Origin of the sequence: Nocardioides sp. S-1144 (assembly GCF_005954645.2) — a bacterium.
Lineage (GTDB): Bacteria > Actinomycetota > Actinomycetes > Propionibacteriales > Nocardioidaceae > Nocardioides > Nocardioides dongxiaopingii.
Genome location: NZ_CP040695.2, coordinates 3,200,932 through 3,227,282, shown reverse-complemented (window position 1 = coordinate 3,227,282; position 26,351 = coordinate 3,200,932). Strand labels below are relative to the sequence as shown.

Sequence of the window (26,351 nt, the reverse complement as noted above, 5' to 3'; positions counted from 1 at the left end):
GAAGAACCTCATGGTCTTCAGCGGACGGGCCCACCCCTCGCTCGCGGCGGAGGTCTCGGAGATCCTCGGGACGCCGATCGTGCCGACCGCGGCCTACGAGTTCGCCAACGGCGAGATCTACGTGCGCTACGAGGAGTCGGTGCGCGGCTGCGACGCCTTCGTCCTCCAGAGCCACACCGCCCCCATCAACGAGTGGATCATGGAGCACCTGATCATGGTCGACGCGCTCAAGCGCGCCTCGGCGAAGCGGATCACGGTGGTCATGCCGTTCTGGGGCTACAGCCGCCAGGACAAGAAGCACCGCGGCCGTGAGCCGATCTCGGCCCGCCTGGTCGCCGACATGTTCAAGACCGCCGGCGCCGACCGGATCATCGCCGTCGACCTGCACGCCGACCAGCTCCAGGGCTTCTTCGACGGCCCCGTCGACCACCTGATGGCGCTGCCCGTGCTGACCGACTACATCAAGGGCGCCTACGGCGGCCAGCAGCTCGCGATCGTCTCGCCCGACGCCGGCCGGATCAAGGTCGCCGAGCGCTGGTCGGCCCGCCTGGGCGGGGCCCCGCTGGCCTTCATCCACAAGTCGCGGCGCACCGACCGGCCCAACGAGACCGTCGCCAACCGCGTCGTCGGCGAGGTCAAGGGCCGGATGTGCATCCTGACCGACGACATGATCGACACCGGCGGCACCATCGTGAAGGCCGCCGAGGCGCTGCTGGAGGACGGCGCCGCCGGCGTCGTCATCGCCGCCACCCACGCGATCCTCTCCGACCCCGCCGTCGACCGGCTCAAGAACTCCCCGGCCATCGAGATCATCGTGACCGACACCCTGCCGATCCCGCCGGAGAAGCGCTTCGACAAGCTCACCGTGCTCTCCATCGCGCCGCTCGTCGCGCGCGCCATCCGCGAGGTCTTTGAGGACGGCTCGGTCACCTCGATGTTCGACGGCCACGCCTAGGGGCCCCGGCCGGCCGGTCCGCCTACGGTCGGTCCCGTGAACGACGTCCACCGGTCCTGGCAGCGTGTCGCGTTCGCGATGTTCGCGGTCGGGTGGGGCGCCAACCAGTTCACCCCGATGCTGCTCGCCTACCGCGAGGAGCTCGGGATGTCGACGCAGACCCGGGCCTTCCTCTTCGGCGTGTACGCCGCGGGCCTCGTGCCGGCGCTGCTGGTCGGCGGGGCGGCGTCGGACCGGTGGGGACGGCGCGCGCTCGTGCTGCCGGCCGTGGTGCTCTCGCCGCTGGCGAGCGTGCTGCTGATGGTCGAGGAGCGCTTAACGCTGGGGCTGTGCGTGGCGCGGCTGGTCGCGGGCCTGTGCTCCGGCGTCGTGTTCAGCGCGGCCAGCGCGTGGGTGGCCGAGCTGACCGAGCGCTCCGGTGACCAGGCACCCGGGACGGCGGCCCGGCGCGCCGCGATCGCGCTGTCGGCCGGGTTCGGGGTCGGCCCGCTGGTGACCGGGCTGGTCGCGCAGTGGGCGCCGGAGCCGCTGGTGACGCCGTACCTGCCGCACGTCGTGCTGGGCGTCGTGGCGCTCGTGCTGGTGCTGCGGGTGCCCGAGACGCTCCCGGACCGCGGCGCGGCCGAGCCGCGCGCACTGCTGCGGCTGCCGGCGGTGACGCGCGGGCGGCGGTTCCTGACCGTCGTCGCGCCCTCGGCGCCGTGGGTCTTCGGCAGCGCGGCGATCTCGATCGCGTTCCTGCCCGGCGGCCTGGGCGGTGACCCGCCCGGACAGCTGGCCTTCGCCGGCGTCCTGGCCGGGATCACCCTCGGCACCGGCGTCCTGGTGCAGGGGTGGGCCCGCCGGCTCGACGACCGCCGTCCGCTGCTCGCGGGTGAGGTCGGGCTGGTCGCCGCCGCCCTCGGCTGCGCGACCGGCGTCGGCGCCCTGGTCGCCGACGAGCGGCTGCTGCTCCTCGTGGCCGGACCGGTGCTCGGCGCCGGCTACGGGATGGTGCTGGTCTCGGGGCTGCGCGAGACCGAGCGGCTCTCGGCGCCCGACGAGCGCGGCGCGACCGTCGCGGTCTTCTACGCGCTGACCTACCTGGGCTTCGCGGCGCCGTACGCGCTCGGGGCGTTCGGCGGGGGAGCGGCCGCGCTGGCCGGTGCCGGCGTCGTGGCGGTGGGGTGCCTGGTCGTCGTCAGCCTCGGCCGACGCGCCGCACCCCGCTCGTGACCGCGATGCGGCGGTGCCCGTGCGCGGGGTTCAGCGCCGGTCGTCGAGCGCGTCCTCCCAGGCCCGTCGCAGGATCGAGCTCCGGACGTCGCCCGCACGGGCCTCGACGGCGTCGAGCTGCGCGGTGCTCAGCGCGACGGCGGGGAACGCGTGGCCGACGGCCTGCGCGAAGGCCTGGCCGCGCTCGGCCAGTCCCGGGGCCTCGTCGAGGTAGCGGTCGACGAACGGCGCCAGCAGGTCGACCTGCTCGACGTCCCACAGCCCGGCGGTGACCGCACCGAAGCGACGGTTGGCCACGCCCGGCTCGGTGGCGGCGGCCCAGGCGGCCTCCTTGGCCTCGCGGGTGGGCCGCGCGGCCAGGGCGCGGGCGGCGCCGAGCTCGCCGTCGACGGTGCCGTCGCGCCGCCGCTCGGCCTCGACGAACGCCGCGTCGGCGCCGCCGATCGCCGCGAGCCGGGCGACCACGCGCCACCGCAGGGCGGCGTACCAGGCGAGCCGGCCGTCGCCGTGCTCGACGCCGTCGGCGTCGAGCCAGCCGGTGAGCAGGTCGACGTCGCGGCTCGTGGAGGCCAGGGCCTCGACGAAGGTGAGCCGGAGCTCGTCGGTGGTCGCCGCCCCGAGACCGGCGGCGAAGGTCGCGGCGAGGTCGTCGACGGCGGGGCGCACCGCCTCGGCCGGCACCCGCTCGGGCAGCACCGAGGCCAGGGTGCGGCTGACGACCGACGTCACGATCATCGGGTGGGTCTCGCCCGGCAGGTGCCGGGTGACGACGTCGAGGTAGGCGAGCGGGTCGATCCGCCGGGTGCGGACGCCGTCGAACCACTGGCCCCAGACGACGGCGCGGGCCAACGGGTCCTCGAGCCGGCCGAGGCCGTCCGCGAAGGCCGCCATCGAGGCCTCGTCGAGGTCGACCTGCGCGTAGGTCTCGCTGCCGACGTTCGGGAGCACCACCCGGCCGGCCCAGCCCTCGAGGCGGACCGGCTCGTCGGCCAGGTCGACCACCACGGTGTCGAGCGGGGTCAGCGCCCCGCCGGCGCCGTCGTAGGAGGCCACGCGCAGCCGGTGCGGCCGGCTCCCGAGGCGGCGCAGCACCGGCGTCGCGTCGGCGTCGCGCTCGACCCGGATCGTGTCGAAGCCGCTGGTGCGCAGCCAGGCGTCGGCCCAGGCGACGGCGTCGCGGTCGGACGCCGCGTCGAGGGCGGCCACGAAGTCGGCGAGCGTGGTGTTGCCGAACGCGTGCCGCGACAGGTAGCCGTTGACGCCGTCGAGGAAGGTCTCGTCGCCGAGCCAGGTGACGAGCTGGCGCAGGCTCGCGTTGCCCTTGGCGTAGCTGATCATGTCGAAGTTGGTGGCCGCGGCGTCGACGTCCGGCACGTCCTCGGCCGCCGGCGCGACCGGGTGGGTCGAGCGGCGCGCGTCGGCCCGGTAGGCGGCGACCTTGCGCGTGGTCTCGAAGCCGACGAGCAGGTGCGGGTAGCCGGCCGCGGCCTCGGCGACCCGGTAGCCCATGTAGTCGGCGAAGCTCTCCTGGAGCCAGGTGTCCTCCCACCACGTCATCGTCACGAGGTCGCCGAACCACATGTGGGCCATCTCGTGGGCGATGGTCGTGGCCCGCGAGGCGCGCATCCGCTCGGGCAGGACGCCGCGGGGGAGGTACTCGTCGCGGTAGGTCACGCAGCCGGGCGTCTCGAGGGCGCCCCAGTTCTGTCCCGGCACGAACGCCTGCTCGTAGGAGTCGAACGGCATCGGCTCGGCGAAGAGCTCGGCGTAGTGGTCGAAGCAGGCCTGCGTCGTGCGGCGCAGCTCGTCGAAGTCGCGGTCGAGCTCGGCGGCCAGCGACGCCCGGGCGTGCCAGGCGAACGGCAGCCCGGCGTGCTCCCACCGGCGCGAGTGCCACGGGCCCGCGCAGACCACCCACATCGCCACCGGGATCGGCTTCGTGGTCGCGAACGTCCAGCGGCCGGCGGCCGGGTCGTGGCTGGTCACGCGGCCGTTGGCGACCACGGTCCAGCTCGGGTCCGCGGTGACCGCGAGGCTCACCGGTGCCTTGAGGTCGTTCTGGTCGAAGCAGGCGAAGACCTTCTGGGCGACGTCCATGCCGAGGTAGGCCGAGACGTACGTCGCGCCGTCGGCGGGGTCGGTGAAGGTGTGCATGCCGTCGCCGTCGGTCACCAGCGGGACCCGCGCGTCCACGACCACCTCGTGGGTGCCGCCGAGCCCGGCGAGGTGCAGGCGCCGGCCGTCGTAGGCCGGGTCGACGGTGCGGCCGTCGAGGGTCACCACGACGTCGGTGGCCGCGGTCAGCTCCAGGAACGTCGTCGCGGCCGAGCAGGTGAAGCCGATCCGCACGACCAGCCCGAAGTCGCCGCGGGCCGGGTCGGTGAGATCGAGGTCGAGGTCGTAGGACACCTCCGAGACGGCGGCGGCGCGGGTACGGGCTTCGTCGAGGGTCAGGCTCACGGGACGACTCTAGGACTCGGGCGTCCGCCGCCGGTCCGCGTCGGTGGGCCGGAGCGACGTCGCCGGCCGGTCGCCGGAGCGGTCGCCGGAGCGGTCGATTGGCGGCCCGGGGCGGGCGTCGCGTAGGGTTCCCGGGTTGCCTCGGCGAGGGAGTGGACGCTCCGTGATCGACAGGGCCGGCTGAACTCAGTGACTTGAGCGCCGCGCTGTCGCGCGGAGCTCGTCGCTCCCGGAGCCGGGCCCGCCGACCTCGACGCACCCGTCGACCCACCCAGCGAACGCCAGGAGTCCAGCATGTCCGACACCGAGAAGATCCAGGCCGAGAGCCGCACCGAGTTCGGCAAGGGCGCGGCCCGCCGCATCCGCCGCGACAACAAGGTCCCCGCGGTCATCTACGGCCACGGCAACGAGCCGGTCCACGTCACCCTGCCGGGTCACTCGACGATGATGGCGCTCAAGCGGGGCGGCGCCAACGCGCTCCTCGAGCTCGACATCGACGGCACCAGCCAGCTCGCGCTGACCAAGCAGATCCAGGTCGACCCGATCCGCCGCACGCTCGAGCACATCGACTTCGTCGCCGTCCGCAAGGGCGAGCGGGTCGTCGTCGACGTCCTCGTGCACGTCGTCGGCGAGGCCGGCCCCGACACCCTCGTCGTCACCGAGAACAACTCGGTGCAGGTCGAGGCCGAGGCCACCAACATCCCCGAGAGCATCGAGCTCAGCGTCGAGGGCCTCGCGGCCGGCACGCAGATCCTCGCCTCCGAGCTCGCGCTCCCGAAGGGCACCACCCTGCTGGTCGACGCCGACACCCTCGTCGTCAACATCACCGAGCAGATCAGCGCCGAGGCCCTCGAGGCCGAGCTGGAGGAGGCCGAGGCCGAGGCCGGCATCGAGCGCGAGGAGTCCGACGAGGAGGCCGCCGAGAACGCCGAGGCCGAGGCCTCCGCCGAGGGCGACGCCGAGGGCACCTCCGACTCCGAGTGAGGCTGCGGAGCGTCCGGCACCGGACGACCTGCACGGCATGACCAGGACGACGATCGCGCGGCTCAGGTGGTACCTGGGCCGCGCGCTCGCTCCCGCCACCGCCGGTGGCCCGACGAACCCCGGGAAGGACGACGACATGTCTGACGTCTGGCTGGTCGTCGGGCTCGGCAACCCCGGCGAGAAGTACGCCGGGCACCGGCACAACATCGGCTACCTCGTGGTCGACGAGCTGGCCCGCCGCCTCGGCAGCCCGTTCCGGGCCCACAAGACCGGGCGCGCAGAGGTGGTGGAGGGCCGCGTGGGTCCGACCGGATTGGACGCGCCCCGGATCGTGCTGGCCCGGCCCCGCTCGTACATGAACGAGGTGGGCGGGCCGGTCAAGGCCCTGGCGAGCTTCTACAAGGTCGCGCCCGACCGGGTCGTCGCGATCCACGACGAGCTCGACATCGCCTTCGGCACCCTCCGGGTCAAGCTCGGCGGCGGCGACAACGGCCACAACGGCCTGAAGTCGATGCGCTCCTCGTTCGGCACCGGCGACTTCTACCGCGTCCGCGCCGGCATCGGCCGGCCGCCCGGGCGGCAGGAGGTGGCCGACTTCGTGCTGTCGAACTACTCCTCGACCGAGCGCAAGGAGCTGCCCTTCCAGGTCGACTCCGCCGCCGACGCCGTCGAGACGCTCGTCACCGAGGGCCTGGAGAGGACCCAGCAGCAGTTCAACAGCTGACCAACCGGGCCGGTCGGCCCGGGCCCGGCTGGTTCGCTCAGCGCCCGTAGACCCGCAGCGCGGACACGGTCATGGTGGAGGTGCGCCAGGCCGGCGGGATCGGGCCGCCCAGCTTCGCCCCGGCGCCGTCGCCGACCTGGAACGTCACGCGCGGATACCAGTTGTCGGCCAGCGCGTCCCACTGCCCCGCACCGGCGTCGGACTCGTAGGCGGCCTTGGTGATCTGGTCGACCAGCCGGCCGTCGACCCAGATGGTGAGTGCCTGGGCAGTCTTCTCGAAGCGCCACAGGTGCCGTCCGTCGAAGCGGTTGCCGAAGGCGGCCTTGGGGAGACCGACCATCGCCTGGCCCAAGTTGTAGCCTGAGCCCAGCGATCCGGTCCGGATCATCGTCGACTTCATCTCCAGCTTCTTGCCGATCTGCGAGCCGCAGTACTCGAAGAAGTCGAGCTCTCCCTGGCCCTCGCCCGACGGGCGGGCCCACAGCGACGGGAACATGCCCGAGCCAAGCCCGACCAGGGTGACGTCGGCCTCGAGCGCGAACGTGTCGGGCATGCGGACGCCGCGCATCTGGACGTCGGCCGAGTAGATGCGGGCGCCCTCCGTCTCACGGGTCGCGGTGACGGTCAGGCCGCGGGAGTCCCAGACGGCGTTGTCGCGCCGGTTGTAGCTCTGGTCGGTGTTCCTGACGCCGGTGGTGTACGCGGTGCCGGTCGGCTCACGGGTCAGGTCGACGTCCTGGACGATGCGCCAGCCGTTGGTGCCGCCATGTCCGCCGGACGGCACCGGCGGCTCACCCGGGGCGGGCGGCGTCGGCGGGGTCGGAGGAGCGGGCGGGGTCGGCGGGACGGGGGGCGGCGTGGGGCTGCCGCTCGCGGGGACCCACGTCACCGCACCCACCTTCCAGGGCTCGCCGGCGAGGTTGCGGTACCGGATGGCCACGGAGGCGCCGGCGACATCGGTGGAGTACCGGTAGTTGCGCACCAGGTAGTTGCCCTGCGTGGTGCTCGAGCTCAGCACGCCGGCCGCGGCCGTGACGGCGTAGACCTGGCGGTGGGTCAGGCCGGGCTTGAGCCTGGCGAACTCGGCGCGCGACACCGTGCCTTCGGCGTCGGCAGCCGGGATCCACCGGATGGCGCTGGTCCGCCACGGAGCGCCGCCGCGCTTGTGGAAGTCGATCTCGACCGACGACTCCCGTGCGTCGCTCGCGTAGAGCGCGCGGTGGTTGCGGCGGCGGTCCTTGTCCCAGCGGGCGACGACCGCGCCTCGGGCGGAGGTGATGGCGCGCACCTCCCGGCGGCTCAGGCCAGGCCGAAGCCGGTCGAACTCGGTCTGGCTCACCGAGCCACGGTCGGAGCCGACCCGGGCAGGGGTGTGACCGGCCGGCTCCTGAGCCGTCGCGCCGACGGTGACGGTGGAGGTCACGAGGGCCGCAGCCGTGGCTGCGGCGAGCACGGCTCGGGAGGCCAGGCGGGGGAGGGTGGTACGGGGGGATGGGTCGGGGAGAGTCTCAAGCACGAACGGTCCTCAATCTCGGGGGGAGAGACAGTGCGACCAAGGAGGGCGAGTCGGAGCGTTGGCTCCGAGTCGACCATCAGTGGCCCGCCACCGGGGGGTCGGCGCGTCTGGTTCTTCGGCACCCGGGGGGGATGACTGAAGGGTGGATGCACCGCGGTTGCGATTCAGCTGATCCGTACGTACCCGGAGGACGGGGGCCAATACGCATCAGGTGATGACACGACGGTAGCCGGCCCGGGCGCCGAGATCATGCTCGGCGAGGCAAAATAAGGCGAACGCGTGGCCCTTGGGACTGTCGGGACTGCTGGGACACCTGTGTCGAGGTCGAGGTGGCGGCTCGGCCTCAGGTGGCCAGGCGCGGGAGCCAGACCTCGTCGACCACGAGGCGGGTGCCGCGGATGTTGGCCGCGCTCGAGGCGCCGAAGACGACCGACTCGATCTTCGGGAATTGGGCGATCCACTCGAAGGCCTCCTCCGGGCGCAGGGCGCCCGAGGCGTAGACCGACATCGCGACCGCCCGGAACTCGCGCTCGTCCAGTGCCTCACGGTAGGCCTCGATCCCGCCGCACATCCGGAACCCGAGCTTGTTCATGTTGCTGCAGACGATCGGGTTGCGCACCTCGACGCGGTCGAGGGCGTCCAGCAGCCGGGGGAGGTTCATCGTGATGAAGCCCGGCTCCGCGCCGTAGCGAGCGCGGACGTGTCGGGCGAAGATCGCGAAGGCCTCGTCGAAGCCGAGTCCGAGCAGCAGGTCCACCACGACGTTCTGGAGGAAGATGACGGGCGTCGTGACGCCTCGGAACATGGCCATCTCGGCGTCGACGAGCATCGTCACGAGGCCCTCGATGTCCTTGGTTGCCAGCGCCCTCCCGCCGCGCAGGGCCGTGGACACCAGTCCCTCGTCAGGAAGGAGTCGACGCACGGCCTCCAACGGGCCGTGCTCGGTCACGGCGTTGGCGTACTTGTGGGCATAGGGCATGCACGGGTAGAAGACGAAGTCCCGGTAGTCGTCAGGTCGCTCCTGGACACGGTCGACTATCTGGGCCACGCGCTCGTGCGTGGTGCACATGAAGGTCTTGATGCCCTCGGCCTGCGCGCTGTCCAGCACCCCCATCACGGACTCGAAGTCCTGGAAGCGCATGGCCTGCGCACGCGCCTTCTCCTCCGACATGTGGTTGACCCCGAAGAACTGGTTGTCGCCGAAGAGCAGGCGATCCATCACGTGGTCGTTGGCGGCAGTGGTCATCGGGCGGCCTTTCGGGTGGACCGTGCCCGGGCGATGCGGGCGCGCCCGGACGCGACGGTGTGGACGAGGAGCGCACGGGCCCGGGCCGACCCAACAGCCAGCCGCTGTCGACGCTGGACGGCCGCCGACGGGCGTCGGGCGGGTTGGCCGAGGGCGTCGTCGGCGCCGGAGCCCGGTTGCTCGGCGTCGCTGATGAGGAGCTCGATGACTCGGTCGGTGACGGCCGCGGTCTCGAAGGAGTTCTGGGTCGTCGGCTCGTCGTCGCGAAGCGTCCCGGAGACCGAGCGGACGAAGTAGTCGAGCTCGGCGCTGTACTCCTCGCCCCTCAGGTAGAACCACACCGGAGCGGTGAGCTCAGTCGTGTACTTCACGTTCCACCCGTGCTGGTAGCCATCGGGGGCCGGCTGGGTGTCGCGCAGGTAGACCTGACACTCCTGACGGTCGACGGTGATTCGGCCGTGCGTCCCGGACAGGGTGATGCGGGTCGACATCTTCCGGTACGACTCGTCGGACCAGTTGACCGACAGCTGGGCTGTCGAGCCGTCGTCGTAGAAGAGGGTCGAGTAGACCTCGTCCTCGGTCGCGGTGGAGAAGATCTTGCCAAGGTGGGTGCCGCCCACGCGCCGGGGGGTTCCGAGGTACCAGGTGAGGAGGTCGAGGGGGTGGGCCGCGTAGTCGTACAGGCAGCCGCCGCCCTCGGAGCGCTGCGAGCGCCAGGTGCCTCCCTTGGTCTTCAGGACGACGGGACCGTACGCCTCGGCCGTCGCGTGGGTCACCCGGCCGATGGCACCGAGGTCGAGGAGCCGCCGGGCCTCGGCGAAGGCACCGACGAACCGGTTGTGGTAGCCGACCTGGGCGACCAGACCCTTCTCGGCCGCGAGCCCGGCTAGGGCCGTGGACTCCTCGGAGCTCAGCGTCAAGGGTTTCTCGCAGAACACGTGCAGCCCGCGCTCGAGCGCCGCGCGGACCATCGGGTAGTGCGCCTTGGTCGGCGTCGCGATGACGACCGCGTCGAGCGGGACGGCGTCGAGCATCTTCTGGTAGTCGCTGGCGGCGTGCATGCCGGTGTACTTGGCGAGCACGTCGAGGACGTAGCCGCTCGTGTCACACATGGCGGCGATCGTCACGTCGGGGTGGGCGCCGAGGATCGACAGGTGCGACAGACCCATCTTGCCGACGCCGACGACTGCGATTCGTAGCACGGGAGCCCTCCGGTTCGGGAGCGCCAGAGGTGGAGCGCTCAGTGAGGAACACTAGTCGGGGTCGAGGTCGTCGCGACAGCAACCCGCCCCGCAGCCCGGCGCCGGTCCGCCCGCACCGTTACGCTCGGGGACCGCGTCATCGCCCACGGAGGTTGCCCGTGTCACCCAGGCCGTCGGTCACCGCTGTCGTTCCCACGCACAACCGTCCGGAGCTGATGCGCAGGGCCGTGCAGAGCGTCCTCGACCAGGACTACGACGGTGCGATCGAGGTGATCGTCGTCTTCGACGCCTGCGAGCCGTTCCTCCCCGAGGTCGAGCACGGCCCGAGTCGTGCCGTCCGGGTCGTGACCAACACGAGGACCCGCGGTTTGGCCGGGGCGCGCAACACCGGCATCCTGGGCGCGAGCCACGACTTCGTGGCCTTCCTCGACGACGACGACACCTGGCTGCCGGCCAAGCTGGGCCGGCAGATGGACCGTTTCGAGCAGTCCCCATCGGCCGTCCTGGTCGGGACGGCGATGTCCCTCGACGACGGCGAGCACACCCACGAGCGGCTGGTGCCGACGAGTCAGGTCACCCACGCCGACCTGTTGCGGGACCGGATGCCCGGGCTGCACTCGAGCACCTTCGTGTTCCGCACCGCACCGTTGCGCGACCCCCTCGGCATGGTCGACGAGGCGCTCCCCGGCAGCTACGGCGAGGACTACGACCTCCTGCTGCGGACCGCCCTCCTCGCTCCGATCGAGGTGGTGAACGCGTCGCTGGTGCGGGTGACGTGGTCCCAGAGCTCCTACTTCTTCGGACGGTGGGGCGCCTACGCCGAGGGGCTGGAGTACCTGTTGCGGACCCACGAGGGCTTCAGTGCGGATCGCGTCGCGCTCGGTCGGATCGCCAGCCAGATCGCCTTCGCCCGCGCCGCGAACGGCGACCGAGCGGTCGCCCGCTCGTGGGTGTGGCGGGCCGTGCGCAGCAACCCCACACAGGTCAAGGCGTGGCTGGCGCTCGGCATCGCCTGCCGCGTGCTGTCAGCCGGCCTCGTGGTGCGGGTCGTCCAACGCCTGGGCAAGGGCATCTGAGCCGTCACTCGGCGGGAGGTACCCGCCGCGCGCGCAGGTTCGCGGCGCGGACCACGTGGTCGGCGGTCAGGTCGTCGGGGTCGACGACCACGGCGAGACCGAGCTCGGCGATCATCTCGGCGAACTCGACCTGGTGGTCATCGATCATCTCCTCGTGCGACGAGACGCGCGGGAGGATCAGCGGGACCCGGCCCTGGGCCAGCACCGACAGCACCGAGCCGACGCCGGCGTGGGTGATCACGACGTCGGAGGCGCCGAAGGCGCGGTGCAGCTGGGACGCCGGCTGCCACTGGGGCAGCAGCGCGCCGTGGTGCACGACCTCGGTGACACCGGTCTGCCAGGTGAGGTCGAGGTCGAGGTCGCCGAGCCGCCCGAGCACCGCGTCGACGGCGCGGCGGAAGGGCCAGAGCTCGGTGCCGAGCGACACGGTCGCCGTGTGCAGGTCGCCGAGGCCGACCGGGTCGTCGGTCGGCCCCACCTCGAAGGCGTCGAAGACGCTCGGCACGCAGGTCCAGCGGGGGTCCCCCCACCCGGCTCCCTGGACGAACAGCTCGGCCCGGGTGAAGCGGGCGGCGAACGCGCCGGTGCGCGACGGAGCCTTGACCCGGGTCGCGCTGTCGATGAACCAGGTCGTGCACCCCAGGAGCGTGGCCGCCACCAGGTGCGGCGAGGAGAACAGCGCACCGGTGCTGACCAGCAGGTCGGGTCGGACCCGCCGGTGCAGCCGCAGTGCCGCGGGCAGCCCGAGGGCGGCCTTGCGGATCTCGCCGGACCCCACGCGGGGGATCCACTCGACCGCCATGCCCTCGAGGAGGGACTCGGTCTGCGGCGTCCGACCCGTCACCCAGAAGAGGTCGCTGGTGTCGAGGTGGAGGAGGTCGACCATGATCCTCAGCTCGTCGAGGTGGCCACCGGGGGAGGCCACCAGCATCGTCCTGCCCATGGTCAGACGTACCCGTAGTACTTGAGCAGCGGCAGGCTCATGGCAGTGACGATCCTGCGTTCGCGAGTGCCCATCGCCTCCCGCCACTCGGTGTCGGGCTGCAGGCGGGTCGTCCCGGTCCTGAACCGCATCGGGTTGCCGGCCACCGAGTGCGTGGGGTGCAGCTCGACGGTGTGCTCGTCGAGCATCGGGAGCACCGCTGGGGGCGGGAGGTCTAGGCGCCGCCACACCGCGTCGATGGTGCCGGACACGTCGTGAAGCAGGTCCTCGTACCTGATCCTCGCGAGGGGCACCCCTCGGTGGGCCACCGCCGAGAGCGCGAGGTTGTGCGAGAGCCAGAGCTGGGTGCTCTGTCGTCCGGTGAGGCGGGGCATGTCCTCGGTGCCGCCGGTCTCTGGTCGCGCCACGTGCTTCGACCAGCTGAAGGCCACCCCACGGCTGTCGCGCACGATGTGCAGGACCCGCAGGTCGAGCTCGTCGTGGTGGCTCAACGCCAGGGCGGTGGGGGCGACCTTGCTCGAGTCGATGACCACCCGGGCGCCACTGATCTCGCGGGCCGCCCGGTAGATGCTCACGAAGAGGGCCGCGTACTCCTGGGCGAGGTCGTGGACCTCCGGCGCCGCGCGCCGTCGCGCCGTCCTGAGCATGCGTCGCTGGCGGTCGACGGCGTCCTTCAGGAAGGTGACGCGATCGAGGTCGACGTGGGACCACCCACCGAACGCCAGCTCACCGACCTCGCTCCAGAACGGGCACGCGCTGAAGTGCTCGCCGCACGCGCAGAGCTCGTCGAGGCGGACACCGCGCTCCCACAGGTGCGCCACCTCGCCGAGGACCACGACGCCGGGCATCTCGCCGAGCAGGCTCTCCAGGAGCGTCGAGCCGCTGCGACCGGACCCCCCGATGTAGAGCACGGCGGGTCGGTCCCGCCTCGAGGACGGTGAGGTGCCCACAGTCCTGCACCTCCTTCTCGAGTCCTCGTCGTGCCCCGGCGCCCCGGGGGTCGACAACCACCGCTTGTGGGACGTGCGGGACTCGGTGAGGATATCGGAGGTTGCGAGCAAGGATCCGCGATCGCGAGACCCGACGAAGGAGCGACACGTGACGGTGGACGAGTGGCGTGTCCTGTGTCGGCGCGACCGGGCGGCCAACCGTGGCGCCCCCAAGAGCATCCTCGTGCTGACGGCCTTCCGGACCGCCCAGCTGTTCCGCTCGCGCAAGGGCCTGCTCTGGCGACTGTCCTACCTGGTCGTGGTGACCTGGTACAAGCTGCTCACCGAGTGGGTGCTCGGGGTCGAGATCCCCGTGGCCACCCGCATCGGCGCCGGACTCAGCCTCCAGCACGGGATCGGGGTGGTGATCAACCCCCACGTGGTCATCGGTGAGGACGTGATGATCCGGCAGTCGGTCACGCTCGGCAACCGACGCTCGACCGACGACTGCCCGGTCATCGGGCGCGGTGTCGAGCTCGGCGCTGGAGCCACCGTCATCGGGGCCGTCACCGTCGGCGACCACGCCAAGATCGGCGCGGGTGCCGTCGTGGTCAAGGACGTGCCCGCGCACGGGGTTGCCTACAGTCCGACCATCATCGAGTCGCGCCCGGCACCCCGTCAGGAACCGGGTCGTCCGGGCCGGTGACGGGGCCAGGTGTGGGGCCGGTGCCCGGCAGGGCTGCGGGCGAGCGCAGGAGCACCGCGGCGCCCACGACCATCACTGGCAGGCCGTACGGGACCACACCGTAGTAGGCGAGCTCGACGACGCTGACGAGCATCATCGCGTTCAGCGAGAGTCCCATCGCGTCGGTGCGTCTCATCGAGACGACGAAGGCCCACAGGAAGAACAGGATGAAGGCGGCCGTGGCGATGACGCCGTTCGACACCAGGATCATCCAGAACTGGCCCTGGGTCCCGATGGCCGGCTCGTTGGGATTCTCCGACGGGATGGGCAGGCCGTAGCCGACCCACGGCGAGCCCGGGACGGCCTCGAGGGAGCGGTCGTAGAGCGAGGCGCGCGTCGAGGTGCCGTCGGCCTGGAGGCGGGTGTCCAGCCGCTCCTGCACCGGGAGCGCGAGGAACACGCCGGCGGCGACGACGCCGATCACGAAGAGCGCGAGGAGCGCCCTCACCCTGCCCTGCAGGGCCAGGCGGAGAGCGCAGTAGGCCATCGCCAGGCCGAGCCCGATGAACATCCCGCGGTTCAGGGTCAGGAAGGCGGGCACGAGGGAGGCCGGCACCGAGACCGCCAGCAGCCACCACCAGGGACCGCGGTGTCGCGCGCCGAGCAGGTAGGCCACGACGACCGGGAGGACCAGCGAGTAGACGCTGCCCCAGTTGTTGGTGAAGAGGAACGGAGCGCTCGGCCGCGGCGCGATGTCGAGGAACGAGGTGGGCGAGTACTGGGTGAACCGGCGCACCACCATGTGGTTGACCAGGTCGTTCGACAGAAGGCCACCCCCGACCTGGCTGAGCACGTGGTACAGCGGGGTGCGCAGCTCGCCCTCCGGGTGGAGCACCCCGAGGTAGCCACCGGCGACCGTCGTGAGCCAGTAGGCGCTCAGGGACCCGCCGACGAGTCGCTCACCGATGCGGTGCCGCGCGTTGAACACGTAGACCAGCACGACGGTGCAGGCCAGGTAGACCGACGACCGGTACCCGTACTCGACCAGGTTGCCGAACGTCGGTTCGACCCGGGTCGCGGAAGCCGCCACGAACAACAGGAAGACCAGCCAGAGCCCGAAGCCGACCGGTACCAGGACGCGGCGCTGCGCCCCGAGGTAGGCCGCCATGGGCACGGCGAGCACGACCCACACCAGGTCCGCGAGGCCGAGGAACCACCACAGCGGGAACGGCACGAACATTGCCACGAGCGGCCACGCGGGCAGGCGGGCGCCGAGCGGCGGAGGCGGCGTCGACCGGTCGTCGCCGGGGCGGCTGCCGGGCAGGTCGGTCGTGAGCGTCATGGGGGCGGGGAGACGTTCTGTCTGGAGCGGGGGGGACGCTGGCTATCCTAGGCGGGCGACACGCGCTTCCGTGTCGTCTCGTCTGCTTGGGGGACCCATTGACCACACCAGCTGCCGTCGAGACCTCGTCCTTCGAGCTCGGCAGCTACCTGCGGACCCTTCGTCGGCGGTGGCAGGTGGTGGTCGTGGTCACGGTTCTCGGCGTGATCGTGGCGGCGGCGTACCTCCAGCTGCGCCCGAGTGAGGTCACCGCGACGTCGGTCGTCAACCTCAACGTGGTCTCCGACCAGCTCTTCAGCAACCAGCGGGCCGCCTCCACCCTCATCGACACCCAGACCGAGGCCCAGCTGGCGCGGTCCTCCGCCGTGCTCGACGACGCCGCGCAGGCCATGGGCTCCGACGTGGCCGGCAGTCGGCTGCGCGGTCGCACCACCGTCGAGATCCTCCCGCTCTCCACCATCGTGCGGATCTCCTTCTCCGCGCCCAACCTCGGCGACGCCGTCGCCGGCGCGGACGCCATCGCCCAGGCCTACCTCGACGAGCGCTCAGGATCGGCCCAGGCGAAGATCTCGGCGGCGACCGACCGGCTCGAGGCCGACCGGGCCGACCTCCGGGCGCAGCTGATCGAGGCGAACACGCTGCGGTCGAACGCCGAGCCGGGCACCCCGGCGGCCATCCAGGCCGCAAGCGACGCGGAGCTGATCAACCTGCAGCTCCCCGCCCTGGTGGAGGAGATCAACGGTCTGCGAGGCGTCGACACCAGCGGGGGCGAGGTGGTGAGCAGTGCCGGCGACAACGGCGCCGTCGTGACCCCGGCTCGTGACGTGACCCTGGCGACCGGGGCCGCGGTCGGCTTCATCCTGGGTCTGATCCTCGCCCTGCTGGCCAACCGACTGGACCGCCGCGTGTACTCCGTGGAGCGGTTGCAGGCCAGCGGCGGTGGCATCGTCCTCGCCACGCTGTCCGGCTCGAAGGCGACGATCCCCGTCACCGGGCCCGACCACGACGCCTTCCAGAGCCTGCGTGAGCGACTCCTGGCCGCCGTTCCGGATCGGTCCGTGCTCGCGCTCATCGACCTCACGACGTCGGGGCAGCCCTCCGACGTCGGGGTCAACCTGGCACTCACCTTCGCCGAGTCCGGCCGTGCGGTCGAGCTCGTGCACACCGGCCGCACGGTCGACCTGATGAACACCATGAAGGTCCAGCTCAAGCTGAAGCGGGTGCCGGCGACCAAGGACGCCGCGGTGAAGGGCTGGTCGTCGTGGCAGTCGGCCCGCGTCCCCGAGCTGGTCGTCCGGGTTCCCGACTCGACCGACGAGGGGGGTGCCTCGGCGGCCGCCCTCGGCGAGCTGCTGGCCAACCCCGCGAACGACGACGCCCTCACCCTGGTCTACCTCCCGGCGGACGCCACGCGGTCGCTGCGGCTGGCCGCGGCGCGCGTCGGGCACTCCATCATGCTGGTGGTCAGCCGGATGGGCACCCGGCTTCGTGCGGTGAGCGTCCTGGCTGACGAGCTCCAGGCTGTCGACGCCGTCGTCTACGGCAGCCTGGTGGTTCCCACCAACCGGCGTCTCGCCGCCGACGCGGCGGAGCTGGCCGACGACGTGACCACCGACGTGGGTGGCGACCTCGCCGGCCGCGCGACCAAGGGCTGAGGTGACCGAGGGGGGCGGCGCGCCGGATCCCCGGCTGGCGGCCGACGTCCGCCCCGACGGTCCGGGCGCACCGCCGACCGGTGAGCTCGGCCGGGCGGCCCGCGGCGGCCTGGTGACCCTGGTCGGAGCGGTGGCGAGCTCGGGCCTGGGGTTCGTCTTCAGCGTCCTGCTCGCCCGCGAGCTCGGCGCGGTCGGGGCCGGCGTCGTCTTCCAGACCATCGCGGTGTTCACGATCGCGCTCAGCCTGGTCAAGCTGGGGCTCGACACGGCCGCGGTGTGGCTGCTGCCCCGACTGGTCCAGTCCGAGCCCACGGCCCTGCGCGCCGCGGTGCTTGCGATGCTGGTGCCGGCGCTCGTCGCCGCGGTGGTCACGACCGCGTCGTGGTTCGCCGTTCGACCGCTGCTCCTGGGCGGCGCGGTCTCGGAGGCCGTGGTCGACAGCGTGTCGCTCGCCGCCTGGTTCCTGCCGGCGGCGAGCCTGATGACCGTGGCCCTCGCGGCCACCCGGGGGCTGGGAGGAGTCCTCCCTTTCACCCTGATCGGCAACGTCGCGGTGCCGCTGCTGCGGCCGGCGCTGCTCGTCGCCCTTGCCGCCGGCGGCGGAGCCGTGCTGGGCGGGGTGACCAGCTGGGTGGCTCCGTGGCTGGGAGGCGCGGCGGCAGCGCTCGTGGTCCTGCACCGCCAGCTGGATCGGCACGGTGCGTCGGGGTGGGTCCTGCGACGCGAGCTCCGGGGGCGGATCGCCCGATTCGCCCTGCCCCGCACGCTGGCCTCAGGGCTCGAGCAGACCGTCGTGTGGCTCGACGTGATCCTGGTCGGGGTGATCCTCGGTTCCGCCGAGGCCGGCGTCTACGGGGCGGCGTCCCGGTTCGTCAGCGCCGGCGTCATCATCGCCACCGCCCTGCGCATCGTCGTCGCGCCCCGCTTCAGTGCGCTCCTGGCCCGCGAGGAGCTCGGTGCCGTCGAGGAGCTCTACCGGGTGACGGCCCGCTGGATCCTGCTGCTGGGAGCCCCGGTCTACGTCGTGCTTGCGGTCTTCGCTCCCACGGTCCTCTCGTGGCTGGGCCCGGGTTTCGACGACGGCGTGCCCGCGACCGTCGTGCTGTGCTGCGGGTCGATCGTGGTCCTGGCGGCCGGCAACGTCCAGGCTCTCCTGCTGATGAGCGGTCGCAGCGGGTGGAGCGCGTTCAACAAGCTGCTCGTGGTGGCGTTCAACGTCACCGGCAACGTCGTGCTCCTTCCCCGCTACGGCATCACGGCGGCGGCCGCCACGTGGGCCGCCAGCATGGCGCTCGACACGGTCCTCGCCGCTCTCCAGGTGCGCCGCGCGGCCGGGGTGTCGGTCGCGGCCGGCGCGATCCTGCGCACCCTGGTCGCTGTCGTCGCGACGGTGGCGGCGCCGGCCCTCGCCGTCGTGGCGGTCGCGGGCCAGGGCCTGGTGCAGCTGGTCGTCGCCGGTGTCCTCGCGGTCGTGCTCCTGGGTGCCTACTGTCGCCTCGACCGCCGTCGCCTCCGGCTCCAGGAGCTGGTCGGCCTGTCACGGGGCCGCTCCACGTCGCCCGGTCCTCGCTAGCATCTCGCCCATGGTGTCGTCCAGGAGTCTCAAGGACCGCTCGCCGCACTGGGTGCGTCAGGCCGCGCGCGGGCTGACGCGGGGGGCGGGCATGGCGACGGCGTCGCGACGGGGCGTTCCCGACTACTTCGTCATCGGGGCGAAGCGGGGCGGCACGACGTCGCTGTTCCGCTACCTGCGCATGCACCCCGGCGTCCTCGGCCTCTTCCCGCGCTCGCGCGAGACCAAGAGCACCGACTACTTCTTCGGCGGCGCCCCGAAGGGCGAGACCTGGTATCGGTCGCACTTCTACCCCGAGACGGTGATGGCCCGGCACACGCGCCGACTCGGGTACCGGCCCGTCGTCGGGGAGGCGTCGCCGTACTACGTCTGGGACCCCCGCATCGCCCCCCTCGCGCGGGCCGTGAACCCCGAGGCCCGCGCGATCATGCTGGTCCGCGACCCCGTGGAGCGGGCCTTCTCCCACTGGCAGGAGCGGGTGCAGAACGGCGTCGAGCCGCTCAGCTTCCCCGACGCCCTGGACGCCGAGGCCTCGCGGACCGCCGGCGAGCTCGAGCGGATGGGGGCCGATCCGAGCTACCACGGCGAGGCCCACGACTGGTACAGCTACCGCGCGCGCGGCATCTACCGGCCCCAGCTGGAGAACTGGTGCACCGCCTTCCCCCGCGAGCAGCTCCTGGTGGTGCGCAGCGAGGACATGTACGCCGACGTCCAGGGGACCTTCGACACCGTCTGCGACTTCCTGGGGATCGCGCGCCACGCCCTGCCCACCACGGAGCGCTTCAACGCCAGCCGGCGCCCCGACCTGCCCGCGGCGACCGGAGCAGAGCTCTACGACTACTACGCGCCGTTCAACGCCGACCTCGCGCAGTGGCTCGGTCGTCCGTTGGGGTGGGCCGCGCCGCCGGCGTGACCGCATCCCGGCCCGACCGGTGCGTCCGGGTCAACCCGACGCCGGCTCCGACCGGCCCAGGAGCGCCCGGGCCCGGTCGAGTAGTGAGTCGAGCTCGTCGACACCGCACCACACCCGCTCCCAGCCTCCGGCGAGCGCGGCGAGGGTGGCGGCTCGCTCGACGACGACCACGCTGTAGACCGCCGCGACCACGGGGGTCTGCGACCGGCTGAGGCCCGCCGCGACGAGGTGGGGGAGCGCCCGGTCCAGGCACGCGTCGAGCCCGATCCCGGTCATCGAGCCGGCGCGGAGGCGCTCGACGCTGAACATCCAGTGGAAGGCGTCGAGCCCGGCCAGCACGTCGTCCTCAGCAGTTTCCCAGTCCCAGATCCACAACCGGCCGGACCGGTCGCGTGCGGCGTTCCACGGGGTGAGGTCGCCGTGCCAGCGGCGCGCGACCGGGAGCTGCCCGGGGAGCGCGCCCAGCTCGGCCAGGAGCCGCTCCGCTCGTCCGAGGAGCTCCGTCGTCGGCCTGTCGGAGGAGCCCGCCCGCCTCCCGGCGAGGCGCTGTCCGAGGGCGCGGGCGTGGTCGGTGTCGGCCAGGCGCGCGCGCCGGTGGACCGGGGTCAGGGCGTAGAGCTCCTGGGCCGTGGGCCAGTGCGTCGTGGAGGTGATGGACCGGACGTCCTCGGGCAGCGGCTCGGTGACCACCACCGCGTGCCCGTCCACGTCGACGTCGGCCAGCACGTGCGGCGTGCGGACCTGGCTCGCGCCACCGTCCAGCGCGCGAAGCACGCGGCTCTCGGTGGTGACGAAGCCGTCGGTGAGCTCGTTCCATCCCACCTTCGCGTACCCGACCGGGCCGCCGGTCGAGTCGACGAGCGACAGTGTGGCCTTGCGGTTGGCCCCCGATCGGACTCCCAGGCTGGCGAAGACCTCGCCCACCCCGAGGGTCGCGCCGACCGATGCCAGCGGCAGCCGACCCGCCACGGTCGGCCGCGACCTGCGCACCTGCACCGCCACGGTGTGCAACGACAGCGGCGCGCCGGCCCGGGCGGCGGCGCCGAGCCCTGCGCGGGCGAGATTGACGTGCCGCGGTCGCAGTCCCCGGTAGTTGAGGCAGGCCCCTGCCGTCACGGCGCGAGCGGCGGCGGGCAGCAACAGGCGGGCCCTGGTCGCACTTGGCACCAGCCAGTAGCGTTCCACGTCCTGCCACTCGCCACCGGCTGCCTCACGGGTAACCCGGAGGTCGGGGTGCGAGACCGCGAGGCCCCAGAGCTGCTCGCACAACAGGTCGATCGGCGACATGGGTCTCGTGCTCCTCTCGTGCGGCAACCCGCGGGTACCGCGGTGAGCGCCGTCATCGTCCCACGGCCCGACCTCCCCGTGCCGGCCCGGAACCGACCCGACGCGTGCCGCGACGGCGGTGGTCTACCCCACATTGGTGGCGGTTGTCGAAAACGCTGTGGGGGGTGCTGCCGCCTGGTAGCGTCTCGAATGATATTGGGGGCTGCTCGTTCGCGAGCTGAAGCGGCGCCGCTGGCGCCGGGGGGATTCACATGATGCTCAGATCGTTCAAGTACGCCATCTTGGCGGGCGCAACCGCTGCCGCTGCACTCATGCTGCCGGGGGTGTCGCCGTCGGCCAGTGCTGCGCCGGCCGACCCCGCGACGCTGGGCACCAGTGCGAGCCAGGCTGCCGGTTCCTGCTGGGAGATCAAGCAGGTGCGACCGGCCGCGGCCGACGGCGCCTACTGGCTCCTGACGCCGGCCATGAAGGCCCCGCAGCAGTTCTACTGCGACATGACGACCGACGGTGGCGGTTGGGTGCTGGTGGGCAAGGGCCGCAACGGCTGGATCACCGACTACAACGGGATAGGACGCCAGTCCGACCTGCAGTCGCCCGACCTCGCCACCATGTCGGCCACCACCACGCAGCTGCCGTCCACGGCCGTCGACGCCCTGCTCAACGGGCAGCCGGTCAAGTCGCTGACCGACGGGATCCGGCTGCGCCGCGCCACCAACGTCGCGGGCACCTCGTGGCAGGAGTCCCGGTTCACCCTCGCCAAGCGTGACCGGTGGGCGTGGACCTTCGGTGCTGTGCACCCGCTCGGCGCGTGGTCCTTCGACGGAGTCAACGGCTCGGGTGGCAACACCAGCAGCTACGGCAGCGACCAGTCCTTCCGCCGGGTCAACAACGTCCCCCAGACGAGCCAGGGCTTCGCCCAGGGTTTTGCCTTCGGGTCCGGTGTGGCCGGCTCGAGCGCGAGCACGTCCTACCTGTGGTCGAAGGACAACGGCGGCGGGGCGATCCCCTACACCCAGGTCTACCTGCGGCCGCGCGTGACCTCGGGCGACGCGGGCTTCGCCGCCATCCCCGACTCGGGGACCGCGGCACAGGCGCAGGCCCGCGTTGCCGCCAACGACGCGCTCGACTCCCCGTGGGGGGTCTCGGGCATCGCCGGGTCGACGGCGCGCGAGGGCGCGGTCGAGGTGCAGGCCTTCACCCAGTCCGGCAACACCATGTACGTCGGCGGCAACTTCGCCCGGGTGACGCAGGAGGGCGGCACCGGCGCCGTCAACCAGCCGTTCCTCGCGGCCTTCGACGTGACGACCGGCCAGTGGCTCTCGTCGTTCCGGCCGGTCCTCAACGAGCAGGTCCACGCCCTGGCCACGCTGCCCAGCGGCGAGGTCGTGGCCGGTGGTGACTTCACCTCGAGCAACGGCGCGGTCGTCGCCGGGGTGGTCGCGCTCAACCCCACCACCGGGGCGAACTCCACGACCTGGAGGGTGATGCCCGAAAACCGCCGCGAGATCCCGTCGGTGAGCATCTACACCCTCGAGGTGGGCGGGTCGCACCTCTACCTCGGCGGGATTTTCACCCACCTGACCGGGGGCACCCGAGTCTCGGCCGTGGCTGCCTGGAACATGGGACGTGTCTCGACGAGCAACGGCACCACCGACAACGCCTGGAACCCGAAGCTCAACGGCACGGTGTCCTCGATCAGCTACAGCCCCGACGGCGCCCGCGTCTACGCCTCCGGCTTCTTCAGCACCTCCAACGGCGTGGCGGCCAAGCGGGTCGCCGCCCTGTCCACGGCGGCCGGCGCCGCCCTCGTGACGCCCGCCTGGAACCCCTCGTGGAGCAGCACCAGCAAGGACTACCAGCGCTCGATCAAGGCCGTCGGCAACGACGTCTGGGTCGGCGGCTCAGAGCACAGCCTCTTCCAGTTCGACGCCGCCAGCTTCGTGCGCAAGGCGGGCTACATCATGCAGCCCAAGGGCGACATCCAGGCGATCGACGAGGACCAGGGCGTCCTGTACGCCGGGTGCCACTGCAACAACTTCTCCTACGAGAACCAGTTCACCTGGCCCTCGATCACCCCCGACTGGACCCAGTCCGACGCCATGAACTGGGTAGGGGCCTGGGACGCGTCGACCGGCAAGATGATGCCGCAGTTCACCGCGACCCTCCTGATGCGTCTGGGCTCGGGTGTCTGGGCCATCGACACCGACACCGCCGACAACCTCTGGGTGGGCGGTGACATCGTGGGCGCCCGCACCCAGACCCGGCGCTCCGGGTTCGCGGCGGGCTTCGCTCGGTTCCCGATGGTCGACTCGACGGCACCCACTCTTCCCGGGGGCCTGACCTCGAGCAACGCCACGGCGACCACGGTCCGGCTCTCCTGGTCGGCCGCGAGCGACGACCGCGGCGGGGTCACCTACCAGGTCCTGCGCGACGACCGCACGATCGCGACGACCGGCCAGACGTCGTTGACGGTGCCGCTGGGTGGCGACGGACGCTTCTTCGTCCGAGCAGTCGACGCTGCCGGGAACGTCTCGGCCAGCACGCCGGTGCGCATCGTCGGCGCCGGCGTCGTCCGGCCGACGGCCGCCTTCTCCTCGACCAGCACGGAGCTGGAGGTCGACCTCGACGCGAGTGGGTCCACCGACAGCGACGGCCAGGTTGTCGGCTACGCCTGGGACTACGGTGACACGAGCACGGGCAACGGGCGCCTCTCCAGCCACACCTACGGCGCTCCCGGCACCTACACCGTGACGCTGACCGTGACCGACGACCAGGGCAACGTCAGCGACCCGGTCACCCAGGAGGTCGTCGTGACCGGTGCGCCGGTGACGTCTGCGGTGGTGGAGCGCGGCTCGAGCTGGGCGTGGCGCTACTCCAGCGTCGCCGTTCCGGCGGGCTGGAACGCCCGCACCTTCGACGCCTCCGGGTGGAGCCAGGGCAACGGCACGCTCGGGTTCGGCTCGACGCCGCTCGGCACCAACATCGACACGTTCGCCACCACCGCCGACCGCGCCCGCGCCGCTTACTTCACCAAGTCCTTCACGGTTCCCGACGCCACGAAGGTCACGCGCCTCGTGCTCACCACCGTGGCCGACGACGGCGTGGTGGTCTACGTCAACGGCGTGGAGGTCGCCCGGTCGAACATGCCGGCAGGGACGATCACCGGCCAGACCTACGCCTCGTCGGCGCGGAACTCAACCGTCGCCAACGCTGCGCCGGTCGTGGTGGAGGTTCCGACCAACCTCCTGGTCAGCGGCACGAACGTCATCGCGGCGGAGACCCACCTGAACTTCCGCGCAACTCGCGACATGACCTTCGACCTCGACGCCGCCCTCACCACCCAGGGTTGAGGCTCGTCGCGGTCTGCAGCACTCCACCCGTTGCCCCGGGGGGTCGTCCACCCGGACGGCTCCCCGGAGGCGTCCGGGTCGACGGCGTCAGAGGATCTTGACGTAGGGCTCGCTCATCAGGCCGTTGAACTGGTCGGTGCTCGAGGCGATGATGGCCCCCTCGTGCGAGAGCTTGCCGCCGATGGTCACCGGGACGGTCGCGTCGGGGAAGTCGAGGGCGCCAACCGGTCCCTCCACCTGGCGGGCGGTCGTCTCGTCGGTGTCGTGGTCGAGGGTGAACACGGTGAGGGTGTCGCCGCTGCGGCGGCACTGGACCGTGTACCAGTGACTGGGGTCCATCACCAGGTCGGCTCGGACGATCAGCTCACCAGCAGCGCCACGGAGCAGGCACGCCGGTCGGTCCCCGTCGACCTCCGCCTTGAAGATCACCGGGTCGCTCGACAACCCACGCTGGATGATGTTGTCCCCGTTGTCGACCGCGTTGCCCTTCGAGACGGCGTCGATCTTCACGGTCGCGCCCCAGACCAGGTCGGCGGAACCGGGGTTGACGTCGCCCGTTGCGACGGTTTGCAACCGCACGACGGCGCGCGGGTACTCCGGGTCGGTCGTGAAGTCGGGGAAGTCGATGGCGCCGCCCGCGGCCCCGTCGGGCCCGGGGCCCTGCTCGAGCCTGCCCCCGTCGAGGGTGGCCACCTCGACCTCGGCCGGGGTCGACCCCAGCTGGCGCGGCTCGTCCGCCCTCAGCCCCACGAGCACGTCGGGGTCGCTGGGGACGACGGGACTGGCCTCGCCGGGCGGTGCGGACGAGCTGGCGTCGGGCAGGTCGGACGGCGGCGTCACCACGTCGCTGCCGCAGCCGGTGGTGATCAGAAGCGCCAGCACCGGCACCACACGGACCGCCGCGGCGCCACCGGGCACGGGCAGCGGTCGGAGGTGCACCACAGGTAAGGCCTTTCACGCTGACGCGCTTGGCGTCGTCGGATCGCCGCGGTGTCCCGCCGCTCCGCGATCCTATGTGCCCCCGCCGTGACCCGCGTGAGGACGCGCTGCCGACGCCGTCGGTGGGACGGTCAGCCGACGACCAGCGCCCGCCAGGCTCGGATCGACGGCCGGTCCAGGAGCCGGAAGTCGACGGTGTCGATGCGGGAGTTGAAGTAGCACACGAAGGACACGTCGTGGGACTTGAGGTAGCGGCCGGTGCGGGTCAGCCAGCGGGCCCGGCCCCGGCCGGAGTCGCCGCGCACCAGTCCGCTGCCGATCTCGGCCACACCCCAGGGTTTGCCGGAGGCACGAGCCGCCTCGACCACGTTCGCCAAGACGCTGGCAGGCCGCGGGTAGCTGGTCGGTCGCCCGTTGGCGTTGTTGTAGGGGTCGAACGCCAACATCGACACGAACTTGTCGCCGGGGTAGTAGTCGCGCCAGTTGCGACCCGACAGTGGGTTCGTCGTCCAGGCCGTGAGGATCAGCGTGGGGTAGAGGTTCGGTCGGCAGACCGCGGCGGCGAGCCGAGCCACGTGCTGGAAGGCGCGACGGAACTTGCGGGCGGTGAAGGTGCGGTTGACGTCGATCTCCTTCTCGGGCTCGTGGAAGTAGTTCCAGAAGATCGGCTGGGGGGGAGCGTTCTCGAAGAACGTGGTGAGCCTGCTGTCGAAGACGCCCTTCAGCACGCGGCCCGGTGGCATGCGGAACGACGTGACCACGGGCGTCCCGTCCAGCACCGGGGTCCGGTTGGTCCAGGCATCGGCCGGAGGCACGTTCCCGTCGAAGACACGGACGATGGGCATCTCGGAGAACGTGCGCTCGCTCGTCCGGAAGGCGTCGGCGAAGCTCGTGGAGCCGGTCGAGAGGTGGACGCCGAACTTGGCGCCGTCGTTCCGGTAGGCGGGCGCCGTGGGGCACCCGGCGGTAGGGCGCGCGGCAGCGGGAGCAGTCGTGGCGGGAGCCGGGGCGACACCGGCAGCGGTGGGTGCCAGCGGCACGACGAGCAGGCCCAGCAGGGCGATGGTGGCGATGAGCACGACACTGCGCATCAGGTGGACGGGTCGCATCGATTACTCCGAGCCGAGGTGAGTGCCCGGCGTACCCGGGAGAGACGTCTCGATGTTAACGCCGGCACCCAACGGGCGTGGACTTCTCGCGAAGATGTCCGGCCCGGACGCCGTGGACCCGAATCTTTGCCTTCGCGACGTCTCGATCTGCTGCGCCCTCCCGCGGCTCGTCCTACGCTGGTGGGGAGCAGCAGTCCCTGATCGGCGCCGTCCAACTGGTGGTGCCAGGGGGTCTGTCCCGGGCTGCG

General features: G+C 72.0%; 20 protein-coding genes. 10 read left to right on the top strand and 10 right to left on the bottom strand.

All coding sequences use genetic code 11. The features are described from left to right. Positions 1-10 precede the first annotated feature (10 nt). Both FE634_RS15035 and FE634_RS15030 read left to right on the top strand, forming a co-directional pair. Complete coding sequence (locus tag FE634_RS15035) at positions 11-955, top strand: ribose-phosphate diphosphokinase (protein ID WP_262347675.1); 945 nt, start codon at positions 11-13, stop codon at positions 953-955. A gap of 36 nt (positions 956-991) precedes the next feature. Beyond that, positions 992-2,170 carry an MFS transporter gene (locus tag FE634_RS15030; protein ID WP_138876341.1) on the top strand — a complete coding sequence of 393 codons (1,179 nt, stop codon included), beginning with the start codon at positions 992-994 and terminating at the stop codon, positions 2,168-2,170. Positions 2,171-2,200: 30 nt separating this feature from the next. Here FE634_RS15030 and pepN read toward each other — a convergent pair whose 3' ends face one another. Further along, complete coding sequence (gene pepN, locus FE634_RS15025; protein ID WP_138876340.1) at positions 2,201-4,630, bottom strand: aminopeptidase N; 2,430 nt, start codon at positions 4,628-4,630, stop codon at positions 2,201-2,203. A gap of 294 nt (positions 4,631-4,924) precedes the next feature. Between pepN and FE634_RS15020 the strand changes: the two genes are divergently transcribed. Both FE634_RS15020 and pth read left to right on the top strand, forming a co-directional pair. Then, positions 4,925-5,614 carry a 50S ribosomal protein L25/general stress protein Ctc gene (locus FE634_RS15020; protein WP_137293317.1) on the top strand — a complete coding sequence of 230 codons (690 nt, stop codon included), beginning with the start codon at positions 4,925-4,927 and terminating at the stop codon, positions 5,612-5,614. Positions 5,615-5,750: 136 nt separating this feature from the next. Beyond that, on the top strand, positions 5,751-6,338 hold the full coding sequence (gene pth / locus FE634_RS15015) for an aminoacyl-tRNA hydrolase (protein WP_138876339.1): 588 nt from the start codon (positions 5,751-5,753) through the stop codon (positions 6,336-6,338). A 37-nt stretch (positions 6,339-6,375) separates the two neighbouring features. Here the strand turns inward: pth and FE634_RS21115 are convergent, their stop codons facing one another. The 3 genes from FE634_RS21115 to FE634_RS15000 form a co-directional block, all read right to left on the bottom strand. After that, positions 6,376-7,677 (bottom strand): LamG domain-containing protein, encoded by a 1,302-nt coding sequence (locus FE634_RS21115; RefSeq protein WP_187366719.1) that lies wholly within the window; start codon positions 7,675-7,677, stop codon positions 6,376-6,378. A 520-nt stretch (positions 7,678-8,197) separates the two neighbouring features. Further along, positions 8,198-9,100: a hypothetical protein gene (locus FE634_RS15005; protein ID WP_222847591.1), complete on the bottom strand. Its 903-nt coding sequence runs from the start codon at positions 9,098-9,100 to the stop codon at positions 8,198-8,200. After that, positions 9,097-10,302 (bottom strand): Gfo/Idh/MocA family protein, encoded by a 1,206-nt coding sequence (locus FE634_RS15000; RefSeq protein WP_138876338.1) that lies wholly within the window; start codon positions 10,300-10,302, stop codon positions 9,097-9,099. The genes FE634_RS15005 and FE634_RS15000 overlap by 4 nt, the downstream gene beginning before the upstream one ends. A 215-nt stretch (positions 10,303-10,517) precedes the next feature. On the opposite strand from FE634_RS15000, the gene FE634_RS14995 reads away from it, so the two are divergent. Beyond that, positions 10,518-11,378, top strand: coding sequence for a glycosyltransferase family 2 protein (locus tag FE634_RS14995; protein WP_138876337.1), 861 nt, complete (start codon positions 10,518-10,520; stop codon positions 11,376-11,378). Between the two features lie 4 nt (positions 11,379-11,382). On the opposite strand, the gene FE634_RS14990 is transcribed toward FE634_RS14995, so the two are convergent. Both FE634_RS14990 and FE634_RS14985 read right to left on the bottom strand, forming a co-directional pair. Next, complete coding sequence (locus FE634_RS14990; RefSeq protein ID WP_138876336.1) at positions 11,383-12,321, bottom strand: glycosyltransferase; 939 nt, start codon at positions 12,319-12,321, stop codon at positions 11,383-11,385. Positions 12,322-12,323: 2 nt separating this feature from the next. Next, entirely contained in the window at positions 12,324-13,232 is a 909-nt protein-coding gene (locus FE634_RS14985; RefSeq protein WP_222847590.1) for a sulfotransferase, read from the bottom strand. Positions 13,233-13,419: 187 nt separating this feature from the next. Here FE634_RS14985 and FE634_RS14980 point away from each other — a divergent pair, with 187 nt between their 5' ends. After that, on the top strand, positions 13,420-13,956 hold the full coding sequence (locus FE634_RS14980; RefSeq protein WP_222847589.1) for a serine acetyltransferase: 537 nt from the start codon (positions 13,420-13,422) through the stop codon (positions 13,954-13,956). Here the strand turns inward: FE634_RS14980 and FE634_RS14975 are convergent. Further along, positions 13,904-15,277 (bottom strand): O-antigen ligase family protein, encoded by a 1,374-nt coding sequence (locus FE634_RS14975; protein ID WP_148240739.1) that lies wholly within the window; start codon positions 15,275-15,277, stop codon positions 13,904-13,906. The genes FE634_RS14980 and FE634_RS14975 overlap by 53 nt on opposite strands. Positions 15,278-15,375: 98 nt before the next feature. On the opposite strand from FE634_RS14975, the gene FE634_RS14970 reads away from it, so the two are divergent. From FE634_RS14970 to FE634_RS14960, 3 genes are read left to right on the top strand one after another with little or no spacing between them, the layout of a single operon-like run. Continuing rightward, complete coding sequence (locus FE634_RS14970) at positions 15,376-16,932, top strand: Wzz/FepE/Etk N-terminal domain-containing protein (protein WP_148240738.1); 1,557 nt, start codon at positions 15,376-15,378, stop codon at positions 16,930-16,932. A 1-nt stretch (position 16,933) separates the two neighbouring features. Then, positions 16,934-18,505: an oligosaccharide flippase family protein gene (locus FE634_RS14965; RefSeq protein ID WP_187366716.1), complete on the top strand. Its 1,572-nt coding sequence runs from the start codon at positions 16,934-16,936 to the stop codon at positions 18,503-18,505. Between the two features lie 10 nt (positions 18,506-18,515). Further along, complete coding sequence (locus FE634_RS14960) at positions 18,516-19,418, top strand: sulfotransferase family protein (protein ID WP_138876329.1); 903 nt, start codon at positions 18,516-18,518, stop codon at positions 19,416-19,418. A 30-nt stretch (positions 19,419-19,448) separates the two neighbouring features. Here FE634_RS14960 and FE634_RS14955 read toward each other — a convergent pair whose 3' ends face one another. After that, a complete protein-coding gene (locus FE634_RS14955) occupies positions 19,449-20,705 on the bottom strand; it encodes a hypothetical protein (RefSeq protein WP_148240737.1) in 1,257 nt (418 codons plus the stop codon). Positions 20,706-21,016: 311 nt separating this feature from the next. Between FE634_RS14955 and FE634_RS14950 the strand changes: the two genes are divergently transcribed. Next, positions 21,017-24,055 carry a fibrinogen-like YCDxxxxGGGW domain-containing protein gene (locus FE634_RS14950; protein ID WP_148240736.1) on the top strand — a complete coding sequence of 1,013 codons (3,039 nt, stop codon included), beginning with the start codon at positions 21,017-21,019 and terminating at the stop codon, positions 24,053-24,055. Between the two features lie 87 nt (positions 24,056-24,142). Here FE634_RS14950 and FE634_RS14945 read toward each other — a convergent pair whose 3' ends face one another. Next, positions 24,143-24,937 carry a hypothetical protein gene (locus FE634_RS14945; RefSeq protein WP_138876326.1) on the bottom strand — a complete coding sequence of 265 codons (795 nt, stop codon included), beginning with the start codon at positions 24,935-24,937 and terminating at the stop codon, positions 24,143-24,145. Between the two features lie 188 nt (positions 24,938-25,125). Beyond that, the gene (locus tag FE634_RS14940) at positions 25,126-26,103 is read right to left on the bottom strand and encodes a glycoside hydrolase family 26 protein (RefSeq protein ID WP_138876325.1); all 978 of its coding nucleotides are present in this window, start codon (positions 26,101-26,103) and stop codon (positions 25,126-25,128) included. Positions 26,104-26,351 lie beyond the last annotated feature (248 nt).

Coding starts and splice junctions, on each gene's coding strand:
- FE634_RS15035 (WP_262347675.1), top strand. CDS start 11: ATGGTCTTCAGCGGACGGGCCCACCCCTCGCTCGCGGCGGAGGTCTCG.
- FE634_RS15020 (WP_137293317.1), top strand. CDS start 4,925: ATGTCCGACACCGAGAAGATCCAGGCCGAGAGCCGCACCGAGTTCGGC.
- pth (WP_138876339.1), top strand. CDS start 5,751: ATGTCTGACGTCTGGCTGGTCGTCGGGCTCGGCAACCCCGGCGAGAAG.
- FE634_RS15005 (WP_222847591.1), bottom strand. CDS start 9,100: ATGACCACTGCCGCCAACGACCACGTGATGGATCGCCTGCTCTTCGGC.
- FE634_RS14995 (WP_138876337.1), top strand. CDS start 10,518: ATGCGCAGGGCCGTGCAGAGCGTCCTCGACCAGGACTACGACGGTGCG.
- FE634_RS14990 (WP_138876336.1), bottom strand. CDS start 12,321: ATGGGCAGGACGATGCTGGTGGCCTCCCCCGGTGGCCACCTCGACGAG.
- FE634_RS14975 (WP_148240739.1), bottom strand. CDS start 15,277: ATGACGCTCACGACCGACCTGCCCGGCAGCCGCCCCGGCGACGACCGG.
- FE634_RS14960 (WP_138876329.1), top strand. CDS start 18,516: ATGGTGTCGTCCAGGAGTCTCAAGGACCGCTCGCCGCACTGGGTGCGT.
- FE634_RS14955 (WP_148240737.1), bottom strand. CDS start 20,705: ATGTCGCCGATCGACCTGTTGTGCGAGCAGCTCTGGGGCCTCGCGGTC.
- FE634_RS14950 (WP_148240736.1), top strand. CDS start 21,017: ATGCTGCCGGGGGTGTCGCCGTCGGCCAGTGCTGCGCCGGCCGACCCC.
- FE634_RS14940 (WP_138876325.1), bottom strand. CDS start 26,103: ATGCGACCCGTCCACCTGATGCGCAGTGTCGTGCTCATCGCCACCATC.